This is a genomic window from Thermoflexus sp. (assembly GCF_042408815.1).
In the GTDB taxonomy this organism is placed as follows: Bacteria; Chloroflexota; Anaerolineae; order Thermoflexales; family Thermoflexaceae; genus Thermoflexus.
Genome location: NZ_JBHOQR010000003.1, coordinates 69884 through 92359, shown reverse-complemented (window position 1 = coordinate 92359; position 22476 = coordinate 69884). Strand labels below are relative to the sequence as shown.

14 protein-coding genes are annotated in these 22476 nt (G+C 64.4%); 4 read left to right on the top strand and 10 right to left on the bottom strand.

Annotated features, from left to right (window positions below; genetic code table 11):
• Positions 1-10: 10 nt before the first annotated feature.
• From iolM to ACFMO3_RS02195, 8 genes are all read right to left on the bottom strand, one after another.
• Entirely contained in the window at positions 11-1213 is a 1203-nt protein-coding gene (iolM, locus tag ACFMO3_RS02230) for a scyllo-inosose 3-dehydrogenase (RefSeq protein ID WP_376788805.1), read from the bottom strand.
• Complete coding sequence (locus ACFMO3_RS02225) at positions 1210-1998, bottom strand: ATP-binding cassette domain-containing protein (RefSeq protein ID WP_376788804.1); 789 nt, start codon at positions 1996-1998, stop codon at positions 1210-1212. Before ACFMO3_RS02225 ends, iolM begins: the two co-directional genes overlap by 4 nt.
• Positions 1989-2993, bottom strand: coding sequence for an ABC transporter permease (locus ACFMO3_RS02220; protein WP_376788803.1), 1005 nt, complete (start codon positions 2991-2993; stop codon positions 1989-1991). Before ACFMO3_RS02220 ends, ACFMO3_RS02225 begins: the two co-directional genes overlap by 10 nt.
• Before the next feature lie 162 nt (positions 2994-3155).
• On the bottom strand, positions 3156-4136 hold the full coding sequence (locus tag ACFMO3_RS02215; RefSeq protein WP_376788802.1) for a sugar ABC transporter substrate-binding protein: 981 nt from the start codon (positions 4134-4136) through the stop codon (positions 3156-3158).
• On the bottom strand, positions 4133-5203 hold the full coding sequence (locus ACFMO3_RS02210) for a LacI family DNA-binding transcriptional regulator (protein WP_376788801.1): 1071 nt from the start codon (positions 5201-5203) through the stop codon (positions 4133-4135). Before ACFMO3_RS02210 ends, ACFMO3_RS02215 begins: the two co-directional genes overlap by 4 nt.
• A gap of 134 nt (positions 5204-5337) precedes the next feature.
• Positions 5338-6309: a glycosyltransferase gene (locus ACFMO3_RS02205; RefSeq protein ID WP_376788800.1), complete on the bottom strand. Its 972-nt coding sequence runs from the start codon at positions 6307-6309 to the stop codon at positions 5338-5340.
• A gap of 43 nt (positions 6310-6352) precedes the next feature.
• Positions 6353-7027 carry a hypothetical protein gene (locus tag ACFMO3_RS02200; protein ID WP_376788799.1) on the bottom strand — a complete coding sequence of 225 codons (675 nt, stop codon included), beginning with the start codon at positions 7025-7027 and terminating at the stop codon, positions 6353-6355.
• A 204-nt stretch (positions 7028-7231) separates the two neighbouring features.
• Positions 7232-11971: a GAF domain-containing protein gene (locus tag ACFMO3_RS02195; RefSeq protein WP_376788798.1), complete on the bottom strand. Its 4740-nt coding sequence runs from the start codon at positions 11969-11971 to the stop codon at positions 7232-7234.
• Between the two features lie 402 nt (positions 11972-12373).
• Between ACFMO3_RS02195 and ACFMO3_RS02190 the strand changes: the two genes are divergently transcribed.
• Positions 12374-13639: an ABC transporter permease gene (locus tag ACFMO3_RS02190; protein ID WP_376788797.1), complete on the top strand. Its 1266-nt coding sequence runs from the start codon at positions 12374-12376 to the stop codon at positions 13637-13639.
• 479 nt (positions 13640-14118) lie between these two features.
• Here the strand turns inward: ACFMO3_RS02190 and lpdA are convergent, their stop codons facing one another.
• Both lpdA and ACFMO3_RS02180 read right to left on the bottom strand, forming a co-directional pair.
• Positions 14119-15534, bottom strand: a complete 1416-nt coding sequence (lpdA, locus tag ACFMO3_RS02185; RefSeq protein WP_376788796.1) for a dihydrolipoyl dehydrogenase — start codon at positions 15532-15534, stop codon at positions 14119-14121.
• A 122-nt stretch (positions 15535-15656) separates the two neighbouring features.
• Positions 15657-16724: a bifunctional phosphoglucose/phosphomannose isomerase gene (locus ACFMO3_RS02180; protein ID WP_376788795.1), complete on the bottom strand. Its 1068-nt coding sequence runs from the start codon at positions 16722-16724 to the stop codon at positions 15657-15659.
• A gap of 306 nt (positions 16725-17030) precedes the next feature.
• Here ACFMO3_RS02180 and glgP point away from each other — a divergent pair, with 306 nt between their 5' ends.
• The 3 genes from glgP to ACFMO3_RS02165 all read left to right on the top strand — a co-directional run bounded on the left by glgP (position 17031) and on the right by ACFMO3_RS02165 (position 22465).
• Positions 17031-19199: an alpha-glucan family phosphorylase gene (gene glgP / locus ACFMO3_RS02175; protein ID WP_376788794.1), complete on the top strand. Its 2169-nt coding sequence runs from the start codon at positions 17031-17033 to the stop codon at positions 19197-19199.
• A gap of 268 nt (positions 19200-19467) precedes the next feature.
• Positions 19468-21963, top strand: coding sequence for a Lon protease family protein (locus ACFMO3_RS02170; RefSeq protein WP_376788793.1), 2496 nt, complete (start codon positions 19468-19470; stop codon positions 21961-21963).
• Positions 21964-21988: 25 nt separating this feature from the next.
• Positions 21989-22465 (top strand): DinB family protein, encoded by a 477-nt coding sequence (locus ACFMO3_RS02165; RefSeq protein WP_376788792.1) that lies wholly within the window; start codon positions 21989-21991, stop codon positions 22463-22465.
• Positions 22466-22476 lie beyond the last annotated feature (11 nt).

Genomic DNA, 22476 nt, shown 5'->3' with positions numbered 1-22476 from the left:
TATCCTCCGATCAGGCGATTGCGGCGGCCGCCGGCTCGGCTTCTGGCACCGCCCGCATATCCGGCTTGATCGTGATCTTCGCGTCAATCCGCTGGCTCAGCCGCTCTACCGCTTCCACCGCCCGACCCAGGGGATAGCGGGCGGTGATGATGCGAGTCATATCGATCAACCCGGCGGCCATCATCCGGATCACACTGGGGAAGATGGCGTCGCCCGAATGGCCCTGGGCGCCGAAGATCTGCCCCCGTCGCACCTGCAGAACTTCCAGATAGAGGGGCACCCGTTCGGCGGCCCGACCGATGATCACGATCCGCCCGTTGACGGCCATGGCCTTCTCCATCTCTGGCAACGTCCGTAGAGGTGCCCCCGCCGCCTCCACCAGCACATCCGCTCCTTCCCCGCGGGTCACCTCCCGGATCGCCTGGCTGGGCACCACCTCCCGGGGGTCAAAGGCCACATCCGCACCCATCCGCAGCGCCATCTCCCGTCGCGAAGGGCTCACATCAAACGCGATCACCCTCCCAGCGCCCGCCGCCCGGGAGAGGGCAATCGCCGCCAGGCCAATGGGCCCTGCCCCGAAGACCGCCACATAGGCTCCAGGGCGGAACCCGCCCGCGCGGACGAAGATCCCGTTGTAGGCCACACTGGTGGGCTCCACCAGGGAACCCGCCTCGTAAGCTTTATCGACATCTCCATAGCGCTCGGCGATGGCGTCGATCTTCCAGCAGTATTTGGCGTGGACCACCACATATTCCGCCATGGCTCCGGGGACAGTGAAGCCGAGCTCCTCCAGATTTGTACAGTGGTTGAAGAAGCCGCTGCGGCATGGCGTGCATATCCCGCACCACAACATCTCTTCGGAAGTCACCATATCTCCCGGCCGCAAATCCCGTACTGCCTTCCCGACGGCGACCACTTCGCCGGAGAACTCGTGGCCCGGGATCACAGGGAACTTCACCAGGCCGGGATACAGAATATAGCCCTCCGCATCGGTCTCATAGAAATGGAGATCCGACCCGCACACCCCGCAGGCCTTCACCCGGATCACCACCTCCTCCGGGCCCGGCGTGGGGTCCGGAACCTCCTGGATCGAGAAACGAGGATGCCGCCAGACGCTGGCCCCGGTGATCGCCTTGCCGGTCTCCCGCTCCCAGTCCGAGAGCGGATAATCCGGACGCGGGTCCCACTGGGCCTCCACCACCACTGCTTTCATGGCTTCCCCCCCTCAGGAAGGGTGATCCCGCCGGCGATGAGCTCGGCGACCATCTCCGGCGAGATATCGGTTTTGCGGAAATCCCCGATCTTGCGGCCGTGGCTTAAGACGACCAGGCGATCCGCCACGGGATAGACGTGATAGATGTTATGGGTAATGAAGATCACCGAGAGGCCCCGCCGGCGGACCTCCTCCACATATCCCAGCACCTTACGGGTCTCTTTAATCGAGAGAGCAGAAGTAGGTTCATCGAGGATCAGCAGGCGCACGCCGAAGTGAAGAGCGCGGCCAATGGCGATCGATTGCCGTTCCCCGCCCGATAGCACGGAGACGGGCTCCCACACCGAACGGACCTGGATGCCGATCTCCTCCAGCACCCGACGGGTGACTGTTTCCATCTCCCGCATATTCAGGAACGAGAAAGGCCCGACCCGCTGCACGGGCTCCCGGCCCAGGAAGAAATTCCGGGCGATGCTCATCATCTCCACCAGGGCCAGATCCTGGTAAACCGTCTCAATGCCCAGCGCCCGTGCCTCACGAGGCGAACGGAAGCGCACCGGACGGCCCTCAAAATAGATCTCGCCGGCATCCGGCGGATAGACTCCGGTGAGGACCTTGATCAGCGTGGATTTCCCGGCCCCGTTATCCCCCAGGAGGCCCACCACCTCCTGATAGCCCACCGCGAAATCCACCCCGGACAGGGCCTCCACACCGTCGAACCGCTTGACAATCCCTTGCATCTCCACCAACCAGCGTCCTTCGCTCATCCGCGCCATCACCCCCATCGCCGGATCCGCAGATTGATGATCACCGCTCCGACCAGGACCAGCCCGATGAACGCCCGATACCAGTAGGCCGGCGCGCCCGCCAGCACCAGGCCGTTGCGGACCATCCCTACGATCAGCGCCCCGAGCACCGTACCGATCACACTGCCATAGCCCCCCGTGAGCAGGGTCCCGCCGGTCACCGTGGCCGCGATGGCTTCCAACTCCACTCCTTCCCCCCGCAGAGGATCTACCGACCCGAAGCGGCTGAACTGGATAATGCCCGTCAGGCCTGCCAGAACCGCCGTCAGAATGAACCCGACCTGTTTCACCCTGGCCACCTCCACCCCCAGGGCCCGGGCCGCCTGGGGGTTGCCTCCCGAAGCGAAGAGCGCGTTGCCGAAGGGCGTGCGGGTGAGAACCAGGGTGGCGATCAGGGCCACACCCAGGAACCAGAGGGCCGAGGCATGGAAACCGCCGGGGAGCCGGCCGGAGAGGACAAACATAAGCAGGGATTGCTCTTCGTAGGCAATGGGGAATCCCCCGGTCACCGCCAGCAGCACCCCCCGCCAGAACATCATGGATCCCAGGGTGACGATGAACGAAGGTAGCCGACCTCGGGTCACCACCCAGCCGTTCAGCGCGCCGATCGCCGCCGCCAGAACCAGGGCCGCAAGGAACGCGAGGAGATGCGGGATCCCCGCCCGGGCCATCAACGCGAACGCCATTGCCGAGACCCCCAGCACGGATCCCACCGAGAGATCGAACTCCCCGGCGATCATCAACAGCGTAACCCCCACTGCCACCAGCCCCAGCTCAGCGGCGATGGTCATGATCCCGGCCAGGGAGCCCAGGGTGAGGAAGTGAGGGGCCACGATGGCAAAGCCGAGAAAGACCGCGAGGAAACCGGCTAGCGCCCCCACCTCCGGGTATCGCCGCAGCTCCGCCAGCGCCATCCCTCGCGCCCACGGACGGGTCCGCGCCTGCCCACGCGCCTCAACAGCTTGCAGGTCCATTGCGAAAGCCCTCCGCCGGATCTGCGCCCTCAGGCTCCGATCTCCCCACCCTCTCCTCCTCTGCGGGCCGGGCCGCCCGCCTTCGGACACCGGCCCGGCCCAACAAGCCCTTCGAGAGGTCCGACAGGTGCGAGCCCTTCGCCCCACACCCAGGACCGAGGTTTAACGGATGCCCTGCTGGATCAGCGCCTCCACCAGGCCCACATTGTCCTTATCCACAAAGCCCGGCCCGGTCAGCACATCGTTGGCCGGCCGCAGCCCGTATTTCTTGTAGAGATAGAGCCAGGTGATGGCCATGTAGCCCTGCAGGTATTGCTGCTGATCGATGGCGAACAATGTCACCCCCTCCTTGATCGCCGACAGCGTCCCGGGGTGCAGATCAAATGTTCCGTGGAGCACCTTGCCCACTAGGTTGTTTTCCTTCAGGAACTTCACCGCCGGGTCCGTGCCCAGGGGGCCGAGGGTGAGGAGGGCATCCGTATCCGGGTTGCGGGTGAAGTAAGCCTTCAGGGCCTCCACCGCCTTGGTGGGATCCGTGCCGATATCCAGCTTCTCCACCGGCACATTCTTCCCTTTCATCCCATCCAGGAAGCCCTGGCAGCGGGCCTCCAGGCCCACGTGGCCAACCTCATGGATGGCGCAAACGGCCCGCTTGGGTGTGCGCACAGTCAGCATCCGCTGGGCCGCCCGGAGCCCCCCTAGATACTCATCCATGCCGATGTAAAACAAATAGGGGATGCGCTCGCCCTCCGGACGCGGATCCGCAACGTTGATGGCTACCACCGGGATGCCCTGCTGGATTGCCCGGCGCAGCGGCTCATCGAGAGCCTTGGGGTCTGTGATCGTCACCGCCAGTCCGTCCGGCTTGGCGGCGATGGCGCTGTTGAGGAGGTTCACCAGTTCCTGAATGGAGAACTTCTCCGGTCCGAAATATTTGGCCTCCACCGGGTAGACCTTGGCGGCGTCGTTCATCCCTTTGATCACAACCCCCCAGAAGGGATCCGCGGGGCCGCCGTGGGAGACGATATAGAACGTGAACTCTTTCTTCGGAGGAGTAGCAGCGGGTGTGGCCGGGGCACAAGCGCCCAGCAGGAGACCCAGAGTCAGGAAGAGAGGAATCCATCGGCGGACGACCTCAATCATGGCAACCTCCTTTCAGCCAGAAGATAGGGAACGCCCGAAATGAAGCTTTCCGGGGGCGGGCCGCAGGAGGCGCGCTCCACAAGGCGGCAGGGCAGCCGCAGATGGGCCGGCGTTCGCTCCCCCTGAAGCAACCGCAACAACACGCTCATAGCAGTCCGCCCCATCTCATACTTGGGCTGAGCAACAGTGGTCAAAGGGGGCTCCGTGTAGGCAGCGAAGAGGATGTCATCGAAGCCGATGATAGAAAGATCCTCAGGGACACGCAGGCCAGCCGCGCGGGCAGCCCGCAGAGCCCCAATGGCCGTCATATCGTTGTAGCAGAACACGGCGGTCGGCTGGCGCGGGACCTCCAGCAGGCGCCGGATCCCCCATTCCCCCCCTTCCGGCCGGCCGTTCCCCTCCACCATCCAGGCGGGATCCACGGAGAGGCCGGCCTGCGCCATCGCTTCCTGATAGCCGGCCAAACGCTCCCGATTGGAGCGCGCTGTCGGCGGGCCGGCGATGTAGGCGATGCGGGTGTGGCCCAGCCGCACCAGGTAGGAAACCGCCTCAACGGCCCCCTGACGGCTATCCGAGGCCACTGAATAGATAAAGGGCTCCTCCCGCTGGTTGTTGATCAGCACAATGGGAACGCCCAGGGCCTCCAGGTGGGGAAGGTAAAGATCTCCCACTCGGGAGGAAGCCACGATCACCCCCTCCACCCGGCTCTCGGCCAGGGCCCGCACCGCCGCCATCTCCCGCTCGGGATCCGCATTGGAGGTGGCCAGGAACAGGCGATAGCCCGCCTCCAGGGCCACCTCCTCTACCCCGCGGACGATCTCCGCCAGGAAAGGATCCGCCAGGGTGGTAATGACCAGGCCGATGATGGAAGTGCGGGTGGTGACCAGGCTCCGCGCGGCGGCGTTGGGCACATAGCCCATCCGCGCCGCCAGCCGACGGATCCGCTCGGCGGTGCGCGGATTGACCAGGGGGCTCCCCCGCAACGCCCGCGAGACCGTGGAATGGGAGACGCCGGCCTTTCGAGCGATATCCTTGATCGAAACCCGCCGGGAAGCGCGTCGACCCATCGAGGGATTTGCACACGTTTGCAATTTGCTTCCGATGATATCGGGGATGGCTGATTTTGTCAAGGGGTTGCGGCGTCCAAGCTGGAGAGCACAGAGGATGTAGACCGCATCGGTAGGAGTCGCTTCCGGGGCGACTACAGGTTAGAGCGAGAGCCCCTCTTACCGGTTTCCAGAGGATGGGGGTGAAGGGCGGCCCCTGGCGGCGGACTCGGGTCGTCCCTCGTGGCCTTCGGCCGGGAGGCCCACAGAGGCCGCTTTCCCGAAAGAAGCCTCCACCTCCAGGGCACTGGAAGGGCTTCAGAGCGGCTTCCGATCCTTCGCATCACGGATCGAGGATGGAGGATGGACGGCCAGGCCAGCCATGTCCCCTTCCCTTCTTCTACCCTTCCACCTGGACGCGAGGATGGGCGGTGATGCCCGAACGCGTAATCGAAGGGAAGCGATCGGATGGGGCGCCCAGCCCACACCTGGGCTTCCGCCCAGAGATATTTCAACAGCAAGGGGAAGACACCCTCCTCCTCCAGCCGCCGGGTGGATACCGGGATCCGAACTGTGGTGAGGACTCCGAACCGGCCGTAACGGGATGCCCGTCGCACGTAATCGTGATCTTCCGCCAGGAGCAGCGTTTCATCGAACCCACCGATGGTCTCGTGCAGATCCCGGCGGATCAGAAGGCAGAACCCGGGGGCGCGGGGGGAGATCCACTGTAACGCCAGGAGGTATCCGTTGGCCACTTCATGGAACACCCGATCCGTCGGCCGGGGACTCAGGGGCTCCATCAGGCAGGTGGCGATGTCCAGACGCCGGGCCTCGATCTCCCGCATGGCCTTCTCCAGGAAATCCGGCCGGGGAACGACATCCGCATCCAGAAACACCAGCCATGTTCCCCGGGCGACGCGCGCCCCGGCGTTCCGGCCGACCGCCGGCCGTCCCCCAAGGACCACCCGGGCGCCCCAGGCCCGGGCGATCTCCAGCGTCCCATCCCTCGAGCCTGCGTCGGCCACGATCACTTCGTCCGGCTGTCGCGTCTGGCGCGCCAGCGCTTCCAGCAGATGCGGAAGATAGGCCGCCTCGTTCAGGGTCGGGATGATCACACTGATCATCATGCGCCACCTCCCATAGAGGCACACCGCCGTGCACCCCGACACTTCATCCGATTCCCGCTGTCTCTCGCAGGATCTGATGCGCGAACTGGGATAACCGGCGTCGATCGAGGGGATCGAGGCGATCCCACTGTTCCTGGAACCATCGGATCCGCGCCATCAGCGCCTGGACCTGATGAGGCTCTGCACGGCTCAGGGCGACCAGGGCGGCGCTGAGACCGGCCAGAGCCCCCAGGTCCAGTGCCCGGCCCCGAAGGAAAATCCGCCCCTCATGCCTTCCTTGCTGCAGCAGGCGGAAGACCAGCATCAACCCGGCGGCCATACGGGCCATCCCTTCAGACACCGGCCCCTCCATCGGAATGGAAAGCAACCACTGGAGCAGCGTGGCGGGATCCATACGGGCCTGCAGTCCCTGCAGCTCACCCCACAACCGGATCCGCGTAGCCCGCCAGATCCGGGCCTCCCAAAGGCCGCTGAGAACACGGTGGGCTTGAACGGTCGGGCGGAACATCACCCGCGGCCGGCCCGGGCCGGCTCGGTGGGCATATTGCCGTTCCACCAGGCCGACGCGCTCGAGCAGCGCCAGCATCTCATAGGCGGTGGCCTGTCCGATGCGCAACGCGCGAGCGACTGCCCCGTAATGAAGGGGCTTCCGCCACCGCCGATACAACCGGAGGAAGGCGGCCAGGAACTCCCGTTGACGTCGGGTCAGCGCGCGCATTGCCGCTGCCTATCCGGTGATGAACGGATTTTCCGAAAATTCCAGAAAAATTTTACACGCGCAGAAGCGGGAGCGCCAGTGGCGGATGAGGCGGAACGGCAGGGGCATCCTTTGGGGATCCATTGAGGAACAGGGGAACCTGCCGGGCGAGCGGTGGCCTCTGGAGGGAGCATTCTTCGAAGCTGGGCCGGCCCTCCCCAGCCATCAGGGAGGCGATGGTTCCGACGGTTGGACCTCAGGCGCTTCCTCCCCAGATACCGCGGGCAGCGTAAACACAAAAACCGCTCCGCCCCCCGGGCGATCCTCCACCCAGATGCGGCCGCCATGGGCCTCCACCGCCAGCTTGCAGAACGCCAGCCCCAGGCCCACGCCGCGCCCTTTCGCCATCCCGGTGACAAAGGGCTTGAAGATCGCCTCCTGCAGCTCCGGAGGCACCCCCGGCCCGGAATCCGCCACCATCACTTTCACCCACGGCGTTCCATCCGTCCGCTCCGGAGCCGCTCGAATTTGGATCTCGCCTCCGGAGGGCGTGAACTTGATGGCGTTGTCCAACAGATTCTGAAAGATCCGCATGATGAACAGCTCATCGCCCCATACCTTGGGCAACTCCTCTGCTCCCCGCTCCTCGCTGGGCCATGAGAGGTCCACACGCACCTTCAGCGATTTTTCGCGAATTAATGGGGAAAGCTCCCGGAGAATGCCGGCCACCAGCTCCGGGAGGGAGATCGCCCTCCGATGAAGAACCACCTCCCCGGATTGCAGGCGACGCAACTCCAGGATCGTATTGACCATCCGCAGCATACGCCCGATGTTGTCCCGGGCGATGGTCAGCACCTCCCGTTGCTCCTGGGAAAGCACGCCCAGGCCCTCGCTCAGCAAGAAGTCCAGCGCCGTCTGAACGGAAGCCGCCGGGTTGCGCAGATCGTGGACCACCATATGGAACAACTCCTCCCGCAACCGTTCCAGGGTCCGGGCAGGAGTCATATCGTAGATCATCACCAGCCAGCCCATCGCCGCGCCCTCGCTCTGGATTCCAACGATCTGCATGCGCAGGCTCCGCGTCTCCGTCTCGAGCTCCATTGTCCAGGCGCCCGAGGGATCCCGGCGCCCCTTCCTGAGCTGGCGGATCAGCGCGCGGGCCAGCGCCGGCCGGACCTTTCGCAGATTGCGGATCCCATCAGCGACCGGCCGGCCGATCCACGCCCCAGGCTCCTCTTTCAGATCGAGGAGGTTCACAGCGGCTGGATTGAGCTCCATGATCCGACCATCGGTGCCGATCAGGATGATGCCATCCACCGCGGCGCTGATCAGCGTCCGCAGACGGTGACGTTCCTCCTCCAGGAGCTCTAACAGCCGGATATGCCCCAGCGCCACAGCCGCATGGTTGACAATGGCCTGGCTCAGGGCGATCTGATTCAACAAAAAGCCGTGATCGCCGCGCGGGTCCCACACTTCTGCCAGGCCCAGCACCTGGCCCCCCATAGCCAGCGGCAGAATCATCAGACGCCGCACCCCCAGCCGCTCCAGCACCTGCCCATCCTCCTTCTGGATTCCTGGCGGCAGCGGCGTTCCCTCGAAACGGCCCGACTTGGGGATCCACAGAACATACGGCTTGCGCTCCCGGAGCACCGCGTTCCGGATGGAGAGAGAAGCACCGCGGACCTGCTCAAGCCAGGAGAGCCACTGCCCGGAAGCGGCTTCCGGGGCGACATACTCGGAAAGCAGCTCCAGCGTATCCGCTTCCCATCGATACCAGTAAAAGCGCGCGTAGATGCCTCCCGTGATCTCCGAGAGGAACCGCCCCAGGAACTTGACCACGGATCCAACATCACGGGCGGCCAGTAAATTGGCGCTGGCTTCGTATAGAAGCGAGACCTCGCGGATTTGCTCAGCCATTTGCTCCACCAACATCGCGCGCTCCACGGCCAGCGCGAGATGATCGGCCAGCGTCCGGATACGGGTCAGCTCATCCTCTGTGAACAGATGAGGCGCCGGATCACAGAGGCTGAGAACGCCCATCCAGCGGGAGCCCGCCCGGAGCGGGACGCTCACCCAGGCGCGTGCGGATAGAAAGGGGATCCGCCGATAGAGCTCCGGCGCTTCACGGGGGAGATCGCTGTAAACAACCGGCTGCTCGATCAGCAGGCCGGCTGCTTCCTCTCCCGGGTGGTACTCCTCCAGCAGCCCCCGCGCGTCCTCGGGGATCCCGATTGCCGCCCGAAGGCGCAGGACCTTCTGACTTTCATCCCACAGGTGGACCATTCCCATCCGGAATCCCGTGAGCGCTTGTTCTAGAGCGATTCGCAGAACATCCTCCAGATCCTCCCCCTGGAGGATCGCGACCACCACCTGATTCATGGCGGCCTCATGGCGGGCCCGCCGCTGGGTTTCCTCGAAGAGATAGGCGTTCGCCAGCGCCTGGGCAGCCGCGTTGGCGAACGCCTGCCCGACCAGCAATTCCTCCGCCTCCAGCTTCCACACAGTGTCCCAGTAGACGGTCAATACGCCCCGAAAGGGGAACTGGCCGGAGGTCATCACGGGCGCCCATAGAGGGAACACCACGTAGGCGCGGAACCCCTCCTGAATCAACCGGTCCCGAACGCCCTCAGTGCGGGGATCGCGCAGGACATCCGATACGTGGATCACCGTGGGGATCTCAATGGCACGGACCCCGGGAACCTGCTGGTAGCTTTCCAGTAGCCACCGAACGTAGGCCTCCGAGAGCCCTTCCACACCGGCGCAGGCCACCTGCTTCCGGATCGGCTCATAAAACCACAGGCCCGCCCGATCGCCCCGCAGCAGCCGCCGCGCCGCCCGCAGGATGGTTTGCACCCGGGCCTGGAACTCCGGCGGACTGGCCAGAATCTCCTGCAACGCTCCGGCCATGGCCTCCCATATCCAGGCTTCCCAACGCCGCCGCAGCGCCGCCGCCACGACATCCGCCAGGGTCTTCGTTAGGCGCAACGTTTCCTCATCCGGATCTAAGGACCGATCATAAGCCAGCATCAGCTTGCCCAGGGCCTGCCCCCTACTCTGGATCGGGACGAAGGCCAGGGCGTGGATCCCTTCTTGAAGCACGGCCTCGCGGACCCCTTCCAGTTCCGGCGCTTGCTCGACATTCGAGATCCACAGGATCTGCAGATCCGGATTTGAGGGATCCCAGGGCCAGTGTCCCTCGACGGCCTGACGGTATGGCTCGGAGAGATTTCGCCATGCCTTGAACCGGACCACCCCATCCCGATCCCGCAGCAGGATGGCCGCGCGATCCGCTCCCACGATCTCCAAGATCCCCTGGAGAACCCAATCGTAGAAGCGCTCCAGATCAACCGTCTGAAAGAGCTCCTGGGTGAGCTGCTGGAGCAGCTGGAGCTGCCCGGCATACCGCTGGGCCCGCGCCTCAGCCGCCCGACGCTCGGCGTTCGTCCAAACCGAGGCGATCAGGTCTGCCAGCTCAGCGGCAAAAGCGATCTCCTCGGGGGTCCAGTGACGGATCTCACCTACCTGCTCATGGCAGATGACCCCCACAACCTGTCCTTCCCGACGGATCGGCGCGTCCAGCATGGAGAAAATCCCCAGGGGCTCCAGATACGACTCCCGCAGCTCCCGGGTTCGGGGATCCTGACGCGCGTCCGTCGCATCCACCGCCCGGCCCTGCCGCAGCGCCTCGAAGTAAGCCGGATAGTCCGCAGCCCGCAGGACCGCCCCCTTGTGGAATGTACCGGACGGCCATTCGACATGGGCCAGGCATTCGAGCCATCCGCTCCGTTCATTCAGGCGCCAGATATTCACCCGGCTGACCTGAAGGGTTTCCGCCGCCACCCAGGCGATCCGCGACAGCGCTTCCTCCAGATCCCCGGCCTGGACGCGGGGATCGGTTGCCAGGCGGATCAGGGCTTCCTGCTGTCGGACGCGCCGAAGGGATTGCCGCTTGTATTCTGTGATATCGCTGGCCCGCACCAACCATCCCGCTCGCTCCTGGAATTGCAGAATTGGCTGGAAGGAGATCAGAAACCAACGATCCTCCTCCGGATGGCGGAATTCCCCGATCCCTCCTTGTCCCTCCCGCGACCATAACCGTAGCGCCTCGCGGAGATCCGGCCACGCAGCCAGCGCCTCTTCCATCGATGCCCTGACCAGCGCAGTGGGAGCTCGGTGGAGCCAGCGCGCCATCGGAGGATTGACATCGACCACCCGCCCCTGCAGATCGAGAACCATCATGCCTTCCGACATGGTCTCCACGATCAAACTTCGGGCAATCGGGATCGGGTGGAAAGAGGGGAGGGTCTGGAATACCAAGCCCAGCAGTACCGCCGCCAGCCCCAGTATCAAGGCGCTTGCCCCTCGCCATGGAGCGGATCGATACGCATAGGAGGGATCATAGAGGCTCAGGAGGAGAGCAGCAAAGATCAGGGCCGTGGCCAGGAACAATCCCGCGATCACCGGAAGCGATTCGCGGGAGACATGGATGAGGACATGAAACATGAGCGCCAGAGCGACCAGAAAGACCATGATCGCAAACAACGTATGGAGCCAGAACCATGGCCCGTAAGCGATCTGCAGCACTCCATCGGGGCGTAACTCCAGCGTGGACCAGATCAGATGATGGTGATCGTTCGAGAAAGCGAGGAGGATGGTCAGGACGGGGATGATGAAAATCCCAATTCGATAGCGGAGATGGAAGCGCAGGACCGCGCCGGAATACTGAATAGCGCCCAGCAGGAAGAACGGGGCAATCCCCACCACCCCTATTACATGAGCCCGGACCCCGAGGAGCCGGATCTTCGGATCCACCGGCGCGACGATGAGGCTCTCGCTGATTCCCCACCAGGCCAGCGCCGCTAGGGCCAGCGTCCACAGGCGAGCCTCCGGGGTTCGCGTTCGCCGCCCGCCTACATAGGCGAGGATCAGGCCTGCCAGTCCCAAAATCCCACCCCATAGGGCCATCCCATCGAATCCTTTCGTTTGGCCGGAGTTCCGTAGCGGGTTCTTCAGTTTTTGAGCCGCTCCGCCCCAAATGCGTGAGGAGTGCAAGCCTTCCGCGCAATGGGCGCGCCGATCTCAGCGATGTTAGAATAATACAATCCTCCAGAGCTGTCAATGCAGCCGATCGACAGGCGCGATTGTATCCCTCGATGGAGGTTGTTAGACGTTGAAACCTCTTGCAAAGCCCTCGAGTTTCCTTCGAACATATCGGCGGGGCCCGAATGGCATGACGGCGTAGAGACCTCGAATGCCTTCGTAGGAGCCGCTTCGGCGGCACCCCTGGTTGGAACAAAAGGCAGAAAGGTAGAATAGAAGGGCATCCATCATGATGCAGAGCCGTGAGATCCGCGGAGGTCGTTCCGGATGCTGGCCCGTCTACAGGAGAACTTGCAGACGGCTATCCAGAGCTTAATGGCTAACAAACTTCGCACGGCCCTCAGTCTCCTGGGGATCCTGATCGGGGTCGGCGCGGTGATCGCCCTGCTGGCGGCGGGCCAAGGGGTGCAGGATTACATCCAGCGCCAGGTCCAGGCGATTGGACCCAACGTCCTGTTCGTCTTCCCCGGGGGATTCTCTCAGAGCGGGTTCACACGGGCCGCCGCCCAGCAATCCGGTTCGATGCGTCCTACCCTGACACTGGGCGATGCCCGGGCCCTGCAGGATCCGGCCCGGGCGCCCGATATCCTCATGGTCGCCCCCGTGGTGGCCCAAACCTTCCCGGTCGCCTCAGAAAAAGAGCGTGCCATTGCGACCGTGCGCGGGGTGACCCCCGAGTATCGCATCGCCCGGAACTGGCAGGTGGATCGCGGGCGGTTCATTGAACCTGAAGACGAACGAACCCGCGCCCGGGTCGCCCTGCTGGGCACGGAGATCGCTCGGACCCTTTTCGGGGAAAGGGACCCGGTCGGGGAGCTGATCCGGATCCGGGATGTCCCCTTCCGGGTGATCGGCCTGTTGAGCCGGAAAGGTGGGACCTCCTTCGGGAACGAGGACGAGGTGGTGCTGATCCCTCTCAGCACCATGCATCAGTATCTTTACAGCGTGCGGGGGCGTGGGGGGGAGCCAGGCCTCACCGCCATTGTGCTGGTCGCCCGCTCCCATGAGCGAATCCGAATCGCCCAAGAGCAGGCGATCACGATCCTGCGGGAACGCCATGGGATCCGCTTTCAGGAAGATGAGGATTTCACCATTGTCTCCCAGGAAGAGATCCTGAGCCTCTTCGGCAATCTCACTGCGATCCTCACTGCCTTTCTTTCCGCGATCGCCGGCATCTCTCTGCTGGTCGGCGGGATCGGGATCATGAACATCACCCTGGTCTCGGTGCGGGAGCGCACCCGGGAGATCGGCCTGCGCAAAGCGGTAGGGGCCCGGTGGCGGGATATCATGCTCCAGTTTCTGGTCGAGACGGTGCTGCTTTCGCTCACCGGGGGCGCGCTGGGCATCCTGCTGGGGATCGGGGTGGCGCAGTTGATTTCCGCCCTGGCGGGAGGCACGTTTCGGGCGATGGTGACCCCGGGGGCGGTGATGCTGGCGGTGGGCCTCAGTTCGGCCGTTGGTCTCTTCTTCGGGCTTTACCCTGCCTGGAGGGCTGCCCGCCTGGACCCGATTATCGCGTTACGGTATGAATAACGGGTTCTGCGCCGATTTCCAATCCGGACCAAACATGCGAGCGGTGGATCGAGGCGGGAAACGTTGCTCCAGCGCCTTAGCCTGGCGGAAAGGGCCTCAGGGAGGCGGGAACGTCGGCTGCGCCCGCCTCACCATGAAGAACACCGGAGCATAGCCGGTGGATCTCGATGGGCGGGTGGTCGTCGACATCCCCTGACGACGGCCAAAGGGGACAGGCGAGTCACATCGCCTGTCCCCTGCCTTCTGTCTGCTACCCTTTCAACGTCTCCGGAAGATCCTGCCAGCGGAAAAGCCCAATCCGTCCGCAACTCTGTGTGGGAATCCCGAGGGAAGGTTCGGCTCTATCCGCCGCTATCTGACTCTGCAACGAGGATCCCCTCCCTCGCGGAACGCGTCGAACCAACTCCTCTGGATCTCGATTCAAGAGCTTCAGGCCTCTGCTATCCCCCCGAATAAAGGCCCGCGAGCATCCGGAGCGATCAGATATGGAGAGCCGCCCCCAAGGCGGCATGGGCGGCCTCGGCCAGGACCTCGCTGAGGGTGGGGTGAGCATGGACGGCGCGGACGATCTCCTCGGGGGTGAGCTCCGCCACCCGGGCCAGGACCAGCTCCGGCAACAGCTCGGTGACCTCGGGGCCGATCATATGGACCCCCAGGATCTCGCCGTATGTAGCGTCCACCACCAGCTTGACGAACCCCGCGTGCTCGCCGAAGGCCAGAGCCTTCCCGTTGGCCTGGAAGGGGAACTTCCCTACTTTCACGGTGTATCCCTGTTCCTTCGCCTGCTTCTCGGTCAACCCCATGGAGGCGATCTGAGGGCGGCAGTAGGTGCAGCGCGGCATGGCCAGGTAGTCCAGGGTCGGGGGCATCGGGCCCTTCCCCTCGCGGGCAGCGATGTGTTCCACCGCCACAATCCCCTGGGCCGAGGCCACATGGGCCAGGGCCAGCTTCCCGGTGACATCGCCGATGGCATAGATGCTGGGCACCGAGGTCTGAAGGAATTCATTCACAACAATCGCCCCCCGCTCCGTCTGCACCCCCACAGCCTCCAGGCCCAGGTTCTCGATGTTGGGCTGGACACCGATGGCCACCAGCACGGTCTCCGCCTGAAGGGTCTGCCCACCGGCTTCCACAGCCACCCCATTGCCCGCCGCCCGCACCGCCTCCACCCGGGTGTTTGTCATGAAGCGGATCCCCAGGCGGGTGAACTGCTTCTCTAGCTCGACGCTGATCTCCTCATCCTCCAGCGGCGCCAGATGGGGAAGCATCTCGATCAGCGTCACCTCCGCGCCATAAACCCGGAAGAGATAGGCGAACTCCAGTCCGATCGGCCCCGCGCCGATGATGACAATGGAAGGGGGGACTTGTTTCAGCTCCAGAGCCTGGCGGTAGGTGATCACGCGGGGTGGATCCAGGGAGAGGCCCGGCAGCAGCCGCGGCCGGGCGCCGGTGGCCAGGATGATGTATTTCGCCTCCAGCACCCCCTCGAACTTCTGGCCGCCGACGGCCGCCCCCTGCGTCGGATGCACCTCGACCTCCCGGGCCGAGCGAAGGTGCCCTTCCCCCTCGTAGACATCAATCCGGTTCTTGCGCATCAAGAACTGAACGCCCCGCACCAGCCGATCGGCCACCTGACGGCTACGGCGGTAGGCCGCCTCGTAATCGACTTTCAGATTTTCGAAGGAGAACCCGAACTCCTCCCCCCGGCGCAGGAGCTCGATCACTTCAGCATTGCGCAGCAACGCCTTGGTGGGGATGCAACCCCAGTTCAGACACACCCCACCCAGATGCTCCCGCTCGACCAGGGCCGTCTTCAGGCCCAGCTGGGCCGCCCGGATAGCCGCTACATACCCGCCCGGCCCGCCTCCAATGATGACCACGTCATACTGGGGCATGGGATCCTCCTATGTGGAACTCCGCCCGGCTTTCTGGATCCGACAAGGGCAATAGCTGAGTCTGCCAGCAGAGCTCGCGCAATCAGGCCATGGATTCCCCCTCCCTCGGCGGACAGCCCGCCTCACCCGCTCAGGCGGGCCTTTAACTCCGCGATCACCTGAACCGGCGTGGGATCGATTTCATACGCCAGCGCCAGATATACGCTGATGAAATCGCCCAGGAAGATCAGGGAGAACGCCTGAGCGATCGGACTTTCCCCACGCCCGATGAAGAGATCGGTGTTCACCCCCTGACGCATGAACAGCTCGCGGGTGATCCGCACCCGCAAGGCGTTGCGCGGATGATCCGAAGGGGCAGTCAGGAAAAGGGCCATCAGATGGGGCAACAGCTCTGGAGGAAATTCCGTGCCGACCACTGTGTTGTGATCGGCTTCCGGCAGGGCCTCGAAGACCGCCGCCGCCTTCGCGTTCTCGTTGATCTGCGTCTTCCAGCGGCGGGCCACCTCGGCCAGGAGCCCCGCTCCGAAGATCACCGGAAGGCGCCCGACCAGCTGCCCGGCCATCCGTTTAGCCGGATTCCGGACAGCCGGGACCTCGGGGGCCATGCGGGGGAGATCCGCTTGCATGATGGCGACCGCCTCATCGATCGCCGGCCGCTGATCCGGGATCAGCCCCAGCCGGTGGAGCAGGCCGAGGAGGATGGCGAAGGAATAACCCAGAGCGGCCCGGGGTTGTCCGACCGGCTCGAACAGGAACAGCGGGACCCCCCACGTTCGGGCCCATTCCGCCAGCCGGCCTCCCGTGGCCACCGCCGCCAGGGCGCACCCGCGCTTCCGGGCGGTTTCGAAGACCTCCAGCGTCTCCTCCGTTTCCCCCGAATAACTGGAGGCAACCACCAGAACCCGCGGTCCCCGCGCAAAGGCCGGCAGGGTATAATCCCGCACCACCACGAGCGGGATCGAGCATTCCCCCTCCGTCAGGGCAGCGACCAAAGAGGCCCCAATGGCCGACCCGCCCATCCCGGCGATCACAACGGCGTGGAAAGTCGAAGCCTCCCATTCGCGGGGCAGCGGCGTGGCCATCGCCAGCTCCCAACCGGCCCGCAACTGTCGTGGGAGATCCGCCACCCGATCCAGCATCCGGCTGGTATCCAGCGCCCGCAGGCGCGCCACATCGTCCAGATGACGCATCTGGATCCCTCCTGCAGGGAACGAAATCACCGTCCGGGCCAAACCGGTCCATCGATCCCCGCATCCGGCTCAACCCGGAGGCGCGGAGCGAAAGCAGTCGCATTATAGCATGCTCGCGGTCCGGTGATTGGAGGGCCTTCGAAGGTTTTGCACGCATACCCGTTCCCGATAAAATGATGAAGCGCTTTACTTAAGGGGACTGGAAATCCAGCATGGGTGTCCTGGCGAATCCCTGGAGGAAACAGCCGTCTGGAGAAGTTGGATAGGGAACCAGGCCCCTGATCTCCATTCTTTCAGGAGGGAGGGATGAGCGCTCTTCCGAAGGAGGGGATGATTCCCAAGCGCCTTGCCCGTCTGAGGGATCTGGCCAGCAATCTCTGGTGGACCTGGCAGCCGGACGCCCAGCGGTTGTTTCAACGCCTGGATCCGGTGCTCTGGGAGGAGGTGCGGCATAACCCGGTGGCCCTGCTCCGACGGATCGAGCGGATCCGCCTCAACGCGGCGGCCCAGAGCCCGGTTTACCTGGAGCTTTACGATCGGATTCTGGCGGAGTTCGATCGGGCGGTCGCTGGGGAGACCTGGTTCGAACGGTCCTTCCCGGAGCACGCGGGGACTACCATTGCGTATTTCTCCACCGAGTTCGGCATCCACGAAGCGTTCCCCGCTTACGCGGGCGGCCTGGGAGTGCTGGCCGGAGATTCCCTGAAGGAAGCCAGCGATCTCGGGCTCCCCATGGTGGGGATTGGCTTGCTGTATCAGCATGGCTATTTCACCCAGCGCATCACCGAGGACGGCTGGCAGGAGGCGCTGTATGAAGACCTGGATCTCGAAAACCTCCCCCTTGCACGGGTGACCGGTCCTGATGGACAGCCCCTGCAGGTGGAAGTCTCTATCGCAGGTCGCCTGGTTCGGGCTCAGATCTGGCGCCTGCAGATCGGGCGGATCCCCCTTTATCTCCTGGACACTGCCCTTCCGGAGAACCTCCCTACGGACCGGGAGCTTTCCGCCCGGCTCTACGATGGGGATCCCGAACGACGCATCGCTCAGGAGATGATCCTGGGGATCGGAGGGGTGCGGGCGCTGCGCGCTTTGGGGATACGCCCTGGCGTCTGGCATCTGAACGAAGGACATTCCGCGTTCTCCATCCTGGAACGATTGCGGGAGCATATCGCCGAAGGGCTCCCCTTCGAGGAAGCCGCCGCATGGGTCCGGGAGACCACGGTGTTCACCACCCATACCCCCGTCCCCGCGGGCCACGATCGATTCTCCTTGACGCTGATCGAGAAGGCGTTCGCAGGCTACTGGGAGCAGCTCAAGCTCTCCTTCGAGGAATTCTGCGAGCTAGCCCGCCAGGACGAACCATGGGGGCCGACGTTCAACATGACCGCCCTGGCCCTTCGCTTCTCGAACCACCGGAACGCGGTGAGCGAGCTGCATGGCCGGGTGACCCGTCGGATGTGGGCGCACCTGTGGCCGGACCGCGCGGTGGAGGAGGTTCCCATCCGTCACATCACCAACGGTGTGCACATTGGAACCTGGCTGGCGCGCCGGATGCGAGCGTTGTATCAGCGCTACCTGGGGCCGGACTGGATGGAACGGGTGGACGATCCCGCCCTCTGGGAACGGGTTCTGGAGATCCCGGATGAGGAGCTGTGGGCGGTCCGGCGCCATCTCAAGCGCAAGCTGGTCGCCTTCATGCGCGAGCGGGCACGACGGCGTTGGCAACGCAACCATGTTCCTCCCATCCAGATCGTGGCCTCGGGGGTGCTCCTGGATCCCTACGCCCTCACCATTGGCTTCGCCCGACGGTTCGCCCTCTATAAGCGGGCTTACCTGCTGTTTCGAGATCCCGACCGCCTACGGCGGCTGGTGAACGATCCGCACCGCCCTGTCCAAATCATCCTGGCGGGGAAAGCGCATCCGGCCGATGAGCCGGCCAAGCGGATGATCCAGGAGATCTATCGCCTGATCAAAGATCCTTCCTTCGGCGGGCGGATTGTTTTCATTGAGGACTACGATATGGAAGTGGCTCGCTATCTGGTGCAGGGAGTGGATGTCTGGCTGAACACCCCACGCCGGCCGCTGGAGGCCAGCGGCACCAGCGGCCAGAAGGCCGCTCTCAACGGCGTGTTGAACCTGAGCGTGCTCGACGGCTGGTGGCGGGAAGGATACAACGGAGCCAACGGCTGGGCCATCGGGGAAGATCGGGATTATGAGGACCCAGAGGCCCAGGATGTAGCCGACGCCGCCTCGCTCTACGAGCTGCTGGAGAACGCCGTGGTGCCCCTTTATTACGATGTGGAAACCGATGGCATTCCCCATCGCTGGCTGCGCATGGTGAAGGAATCCATTCGCTCCCTAGCCCCCTTCTTTAACACACGCCGGATGATGAAGGAATATCTCCACGAGATGTATCTCCCCGCCATGGAAGCGGCCCGCCGCCGGACGGCCATCCCCCGGGAGCCGGTTCTTTAGGGGAGAAGGCTATGCCGTGGGCCGCCCGGCTCCTTATATCGCCCTCTCGCGGATCAAAAAACGGACTGCGCTGGCCCCCGGAGACGCGGATCCACCGCTCATTGAAAGGCCCAGCTAGGCCCCGGCTTGCCCTCCCTATGTTTTAAAGATAGACTCCAGGCGATAGAACCCAGGGGAGGATGGCCATCTGCGCCCTCCCCGTCTTCCCTTTGAGATGCCCGGATGGCAACCGGATGCAATCCCAACCTTGGCGCGAAGGAGGCCATCGATGGCGCGCTCCCTTCCCCCTGAGGCCCTGCGTCGCACGGTGGATCCCCTCCTTCTTCCTCTGCGCTCCACCGAGGAGCTGCCGCCCCTCGCCGGCCTGATCGGGCAGCCCCGGGCAGTGGCCGCCCTGGAGTTCGGCCTCGATATCCCCGATCAGGGCTTCAATATCTATGTGGCCGGCCCCCCAGGGGTTGGCCGGATGACCGGCGTTCAGATGTTCCTGGAAGCCCGGGCCAAAGCCCAGCCTACGCCTCCGGACTGGTGCTATGTGTATAACTTCCAGGATCCTTCCCGCCCCCGCGCCCTCCGCTTGCCCCCCGGGAAAGGGCGCGAGCTGCGCCGCGATATGCAACGACTCATCGAGGGGATCCGCCGCGAGATCCCCCGGGTGTTCGAGAGCGATGAATACAACGCCCGTCGGGAGGCGATCCTCAAGGAAGTCAACCAGCAGCGCGAGGAGATCCTCCAGCGGCTGAACCAGCGCGCCAGGGCCCAGGAGATGATGGTGGAGGTGACCCCTATGGGGATCGCCGTGATCCCCCTACTGGGCGGCCGTCCGATCACAGACCAGCAGTTCACCGCCCTGCCCCCGGCCATGCAGGAGCTGCTCCGCCGGCGTCGAGAGGCCTTTGAGGAGGAGGTGAAACAGGCGATCAAGGAGATCCGCCAGCTGGAGCGAACGGCCCAGGAGCGGCTGCGCCAGCTGAATCGGGAGGTTGCCCTCTTCGTCGTGGAAGGGCTGATGGACGATCTCTTCGAGAAATACCGGGATCTCCCGGAGGTGCTCGCTTATCTCCAGGCGGTCCGGGATGATGTTGTAGAGAACGTGGATCAGTTCCGCGGCCGGGAGGAGGGCCAGGCCCTTCCCTTCCCGCTTCCTCTGCCGGCTTTCGCGGACCTGGCGCTGCGCAAATATACGGTGAACGTCCTGGTAGATAATGCCGAGCAACAGGGCGCGCCGGTCATCATCGAGTGGAACCCGACCTTTCCCAACGTCTTCGGCCGCCTAGAGAAAGAGAGCCTGCTGGGGGTGCTGCACACCGATTTCACGCTGATCCGCGCAGGGGCCCTTCACCGGGCCAACGGCGGCTACCTGGTGATGCCCGTGGAGGGCGTGCTCCTCAATCCCTTCGTCTGGGAAGGCCTGAAGCGCGCCCTGCGCCAGCGGGCCATCGAGATCGAGGAGCCCGGGGAGCGGATGGGCCTGATCACCACCCGCACCCTGGATCCGGAGCCCATCCCCCTGAACGCCAAGGTCATCCTCATCGGCAGCCCCCTGCTTTATCACCTGCTCTATCTCTACGATGAGGAGTTCAGCGAGCTCTTCAAGGTGAAGGCCGATTTCGATATCGAGATGCCGTGGGACGAGAACGGGATGCGGGGTTACATCGCCCTGATCGGCACCCTGTGCCGCAAGGAAGGGCTATGCCATCTGGACGCGGAGGCAGTGGCTCGGGTCATCGAATACGGAGGCCGGCTGGCGGAGGACCAGACCCGGCTCTCCACCCGGTTCGCGGAGATCGCCGATCTGGTGCGGGAAGCAACCTTCTGGGCCCGCAAGGCCGGCTCCCCCATGGTGACGGCCGAGCACGTCCGGCAGGCCCTGGAGGCCAAGATCTATCGCTCCAACCTCATCGAGGAGCGCATCCGCCAGCTGATCGCCGAGGGCACCCTGTTGATCGATGTGGAGGGAGCCCGGGTCGGGCAGGTCAATGGCCTCTCCGTCCTCGATCTCGGCGACTACCGCTTCGGGCGGCCGAACCGGATCACGGCCACGATCGCCCTGGGGCGGGAAGGGGTGATCGACATCGAGCGGGAAGCCCGGCTGGGCGGCCCTATTCACACGAAGGGCGTGCTGATCCTGAGCGGCTACCTCGCCTCCAAATACGCCCAGGATAAGCCCCTTACCCTCTCTGCCCGCCTCGTTTTCGAGCAGTCCTACTCGGGCGTGGAAGGGGATAGCGCCTCGTGCGCGGAGCTCTGCGCCCTGCTCTCCGCCTTGGCCGATGTCCCCATCCGCCAGGGCATCGCCATCACCGGCTCTATCAACCAGAAGGGAGAGCTGCAGGCCATCGGCGGGGTCAACGAGAAAATCGAAGGCTTTTACTACACGTGCAAGGTCAAAGGGCTCACCGGCGAGCAGGGCGTGATCATCCCCGAGGCCAACGTCCGCAACCTGATGCTCCGGGAGGAAGTCGTGGAGGCCGTCCGCGAGGGGAAGTTCCACATCTGGGCCGCCCGCACTGTGGACGAAGCCATCGAGATCCTGACCGGCGTGCCCGCCGGAGAGCGGGGGCCCGACGGGAAGTATCCGGAGGGGACGATCAACGCGCGGGTGGATCAGCGGCTGCGGGAGATGGCGGAAACGCTGCAGCGCTTCGGCCGCGAGGAGCGCCCGGAACGAAAAGAGGCCGAGGCCCGGAAAAATGAAGAGGGATCCTCGCAAGGAGAATCCAACAACGCTGCTCAAGGGGAAGGCCCGGCATGTTCGCTCTGAATCGTTCGCTATGGGGGAAGCTTCCATGAACAAGGTCGCCCTGATCCAGCGAATCCGGGAAGAGCGGGAACGCCTTCTGAAAGCCCTCGAGGGGCTCACCCCGGAGGAGATGACTCAGGAGCCGGTGTTCGGGGAGTGGACTGTCAAAGACATCCTGGCCCACATCTCCGTGTGGCAGGGCCGTCTGATCACCGCCCTTTTCCAGCTGGAACAGGGGCGACGCCCTAAAGACCTCTCCGAAGAAGAGGTGGATGCCCTGAACGCGCGTTTTTACCGGGAACAGAAGGATCGCCCTTTGGAGCGGGTGCTGGCTGATTTCCATGGAACCTATCAGCAATTGCTGAAGCGCCTGGAGCGCTTCTCCGACGAGGACCTCACTCGCCCCGGCCGATTCCCGGGCGTCCCCGAGCCGCTCTGGAAGCTCATCGCTGCCGACACCTTTGAGCATGACGCCGAACACCGGGCGGATATCGAGCGATGGCGGGAACGGAAGTTGCGCTGAACTTAAGACTT

Coding starts and splice junctions, on each gene's coding strand:
- iolM (WP_376788805.1), bottom strand. CDS start 1,213: ATGAAAGCAGTGGTGGTGGAGGCCCAGTGGGACCCGCGTCCGGATTAT.
- ACFMO3_RS02225 (WP_376788804.1), bottom strand. CDS start 1,998: ATGGGGGTGATGGCGCGGATGAGCGAAGGACGCTGGTTGGTGGAGATG.
- ACFMO3_RS02220 (WP_376788803.1), bottom strand. CDS start 2,993: ATGGACCTGCAAGCTGTTGAGGCGCGTGGGCAGGCGCGGACCCGTCCG.
- ACFMO3_RS02215 (WP_376788802.1), bottom strand. CDS start 4,136: ATGATTGAGGTCGTCCGCCGATGGATTCCTCTCTTCCTGACTCTGGGT.
- ACFMO3_RS02210 (WP_376788801.1), bottom strand. CDS start 5,203: ATGGGTCGACGCGCTTCCCGGCGGGTTTCGATCAAGGATATCGCTCGA.
- ACFMO3_RS02205 (WP_376788800.1), bottom strand. CDS start 6,309: ATGATGATCAGTGTGATCATCCCGACCCTGAACGAGGCGGCCTATCTT.
- ACFMO3_RS02200 (WP_376788799.1), bottom strand. CDS start 7,027: ATGCGCGCGCTGACCCGACGTCAACGGGAGTTCCTGGCCGCCTTCCTC.
- ACFMO3_RS02195 (WP_376788798.1), bottom strand. CDS start 11,971: ATGGCCCTATGGGGTGGGATTTTGGGACTGGCAGGCCTGATCCTCGCC.
- ACFMO3_RS02190 (WP_376788797.1), top strand. CDS start 12,374: ATGCTGGCCCGTCTACAGGAGAACTTGCAGACGGCTATCCAGAGCTTA.
- lpdA (WP_376788796.1), bottom strand. CDS start 15,534: ATGCCCCAGTATGACGTGGTCATCATTGGAGGCGGGCCGGGCGGGTAT.
- ACFMO3_RS02180 (WP_376788795.1), bottom strand. CDS start 16,724: ATGCGTCATCTGGACGATGTGGCGCGCCTGCGGGCGCTGGATACCAGC.
- glgP (WP_376788794.1), top strand. CDS start 17,031: ATGAGCGCTCTTCCGAAGGAGGGGATGATTCCCAAGCGCCTTGCCCGT.
- ACFMO3_RS02170 (WP_376788793.1), top strand. CDS start 19,468: ATGGCGCGCTCCCTTCCCCCTGAGGCCCTGCGTCGCACGGTGGATCCC.
- ACFMO3_RS02165 (WP_376788792.1), top strand. CDS start 21,989: ATGAACAAGGTCGCCCTGATCCAGCGAATCCGGGAAGAGCGGGAACGC.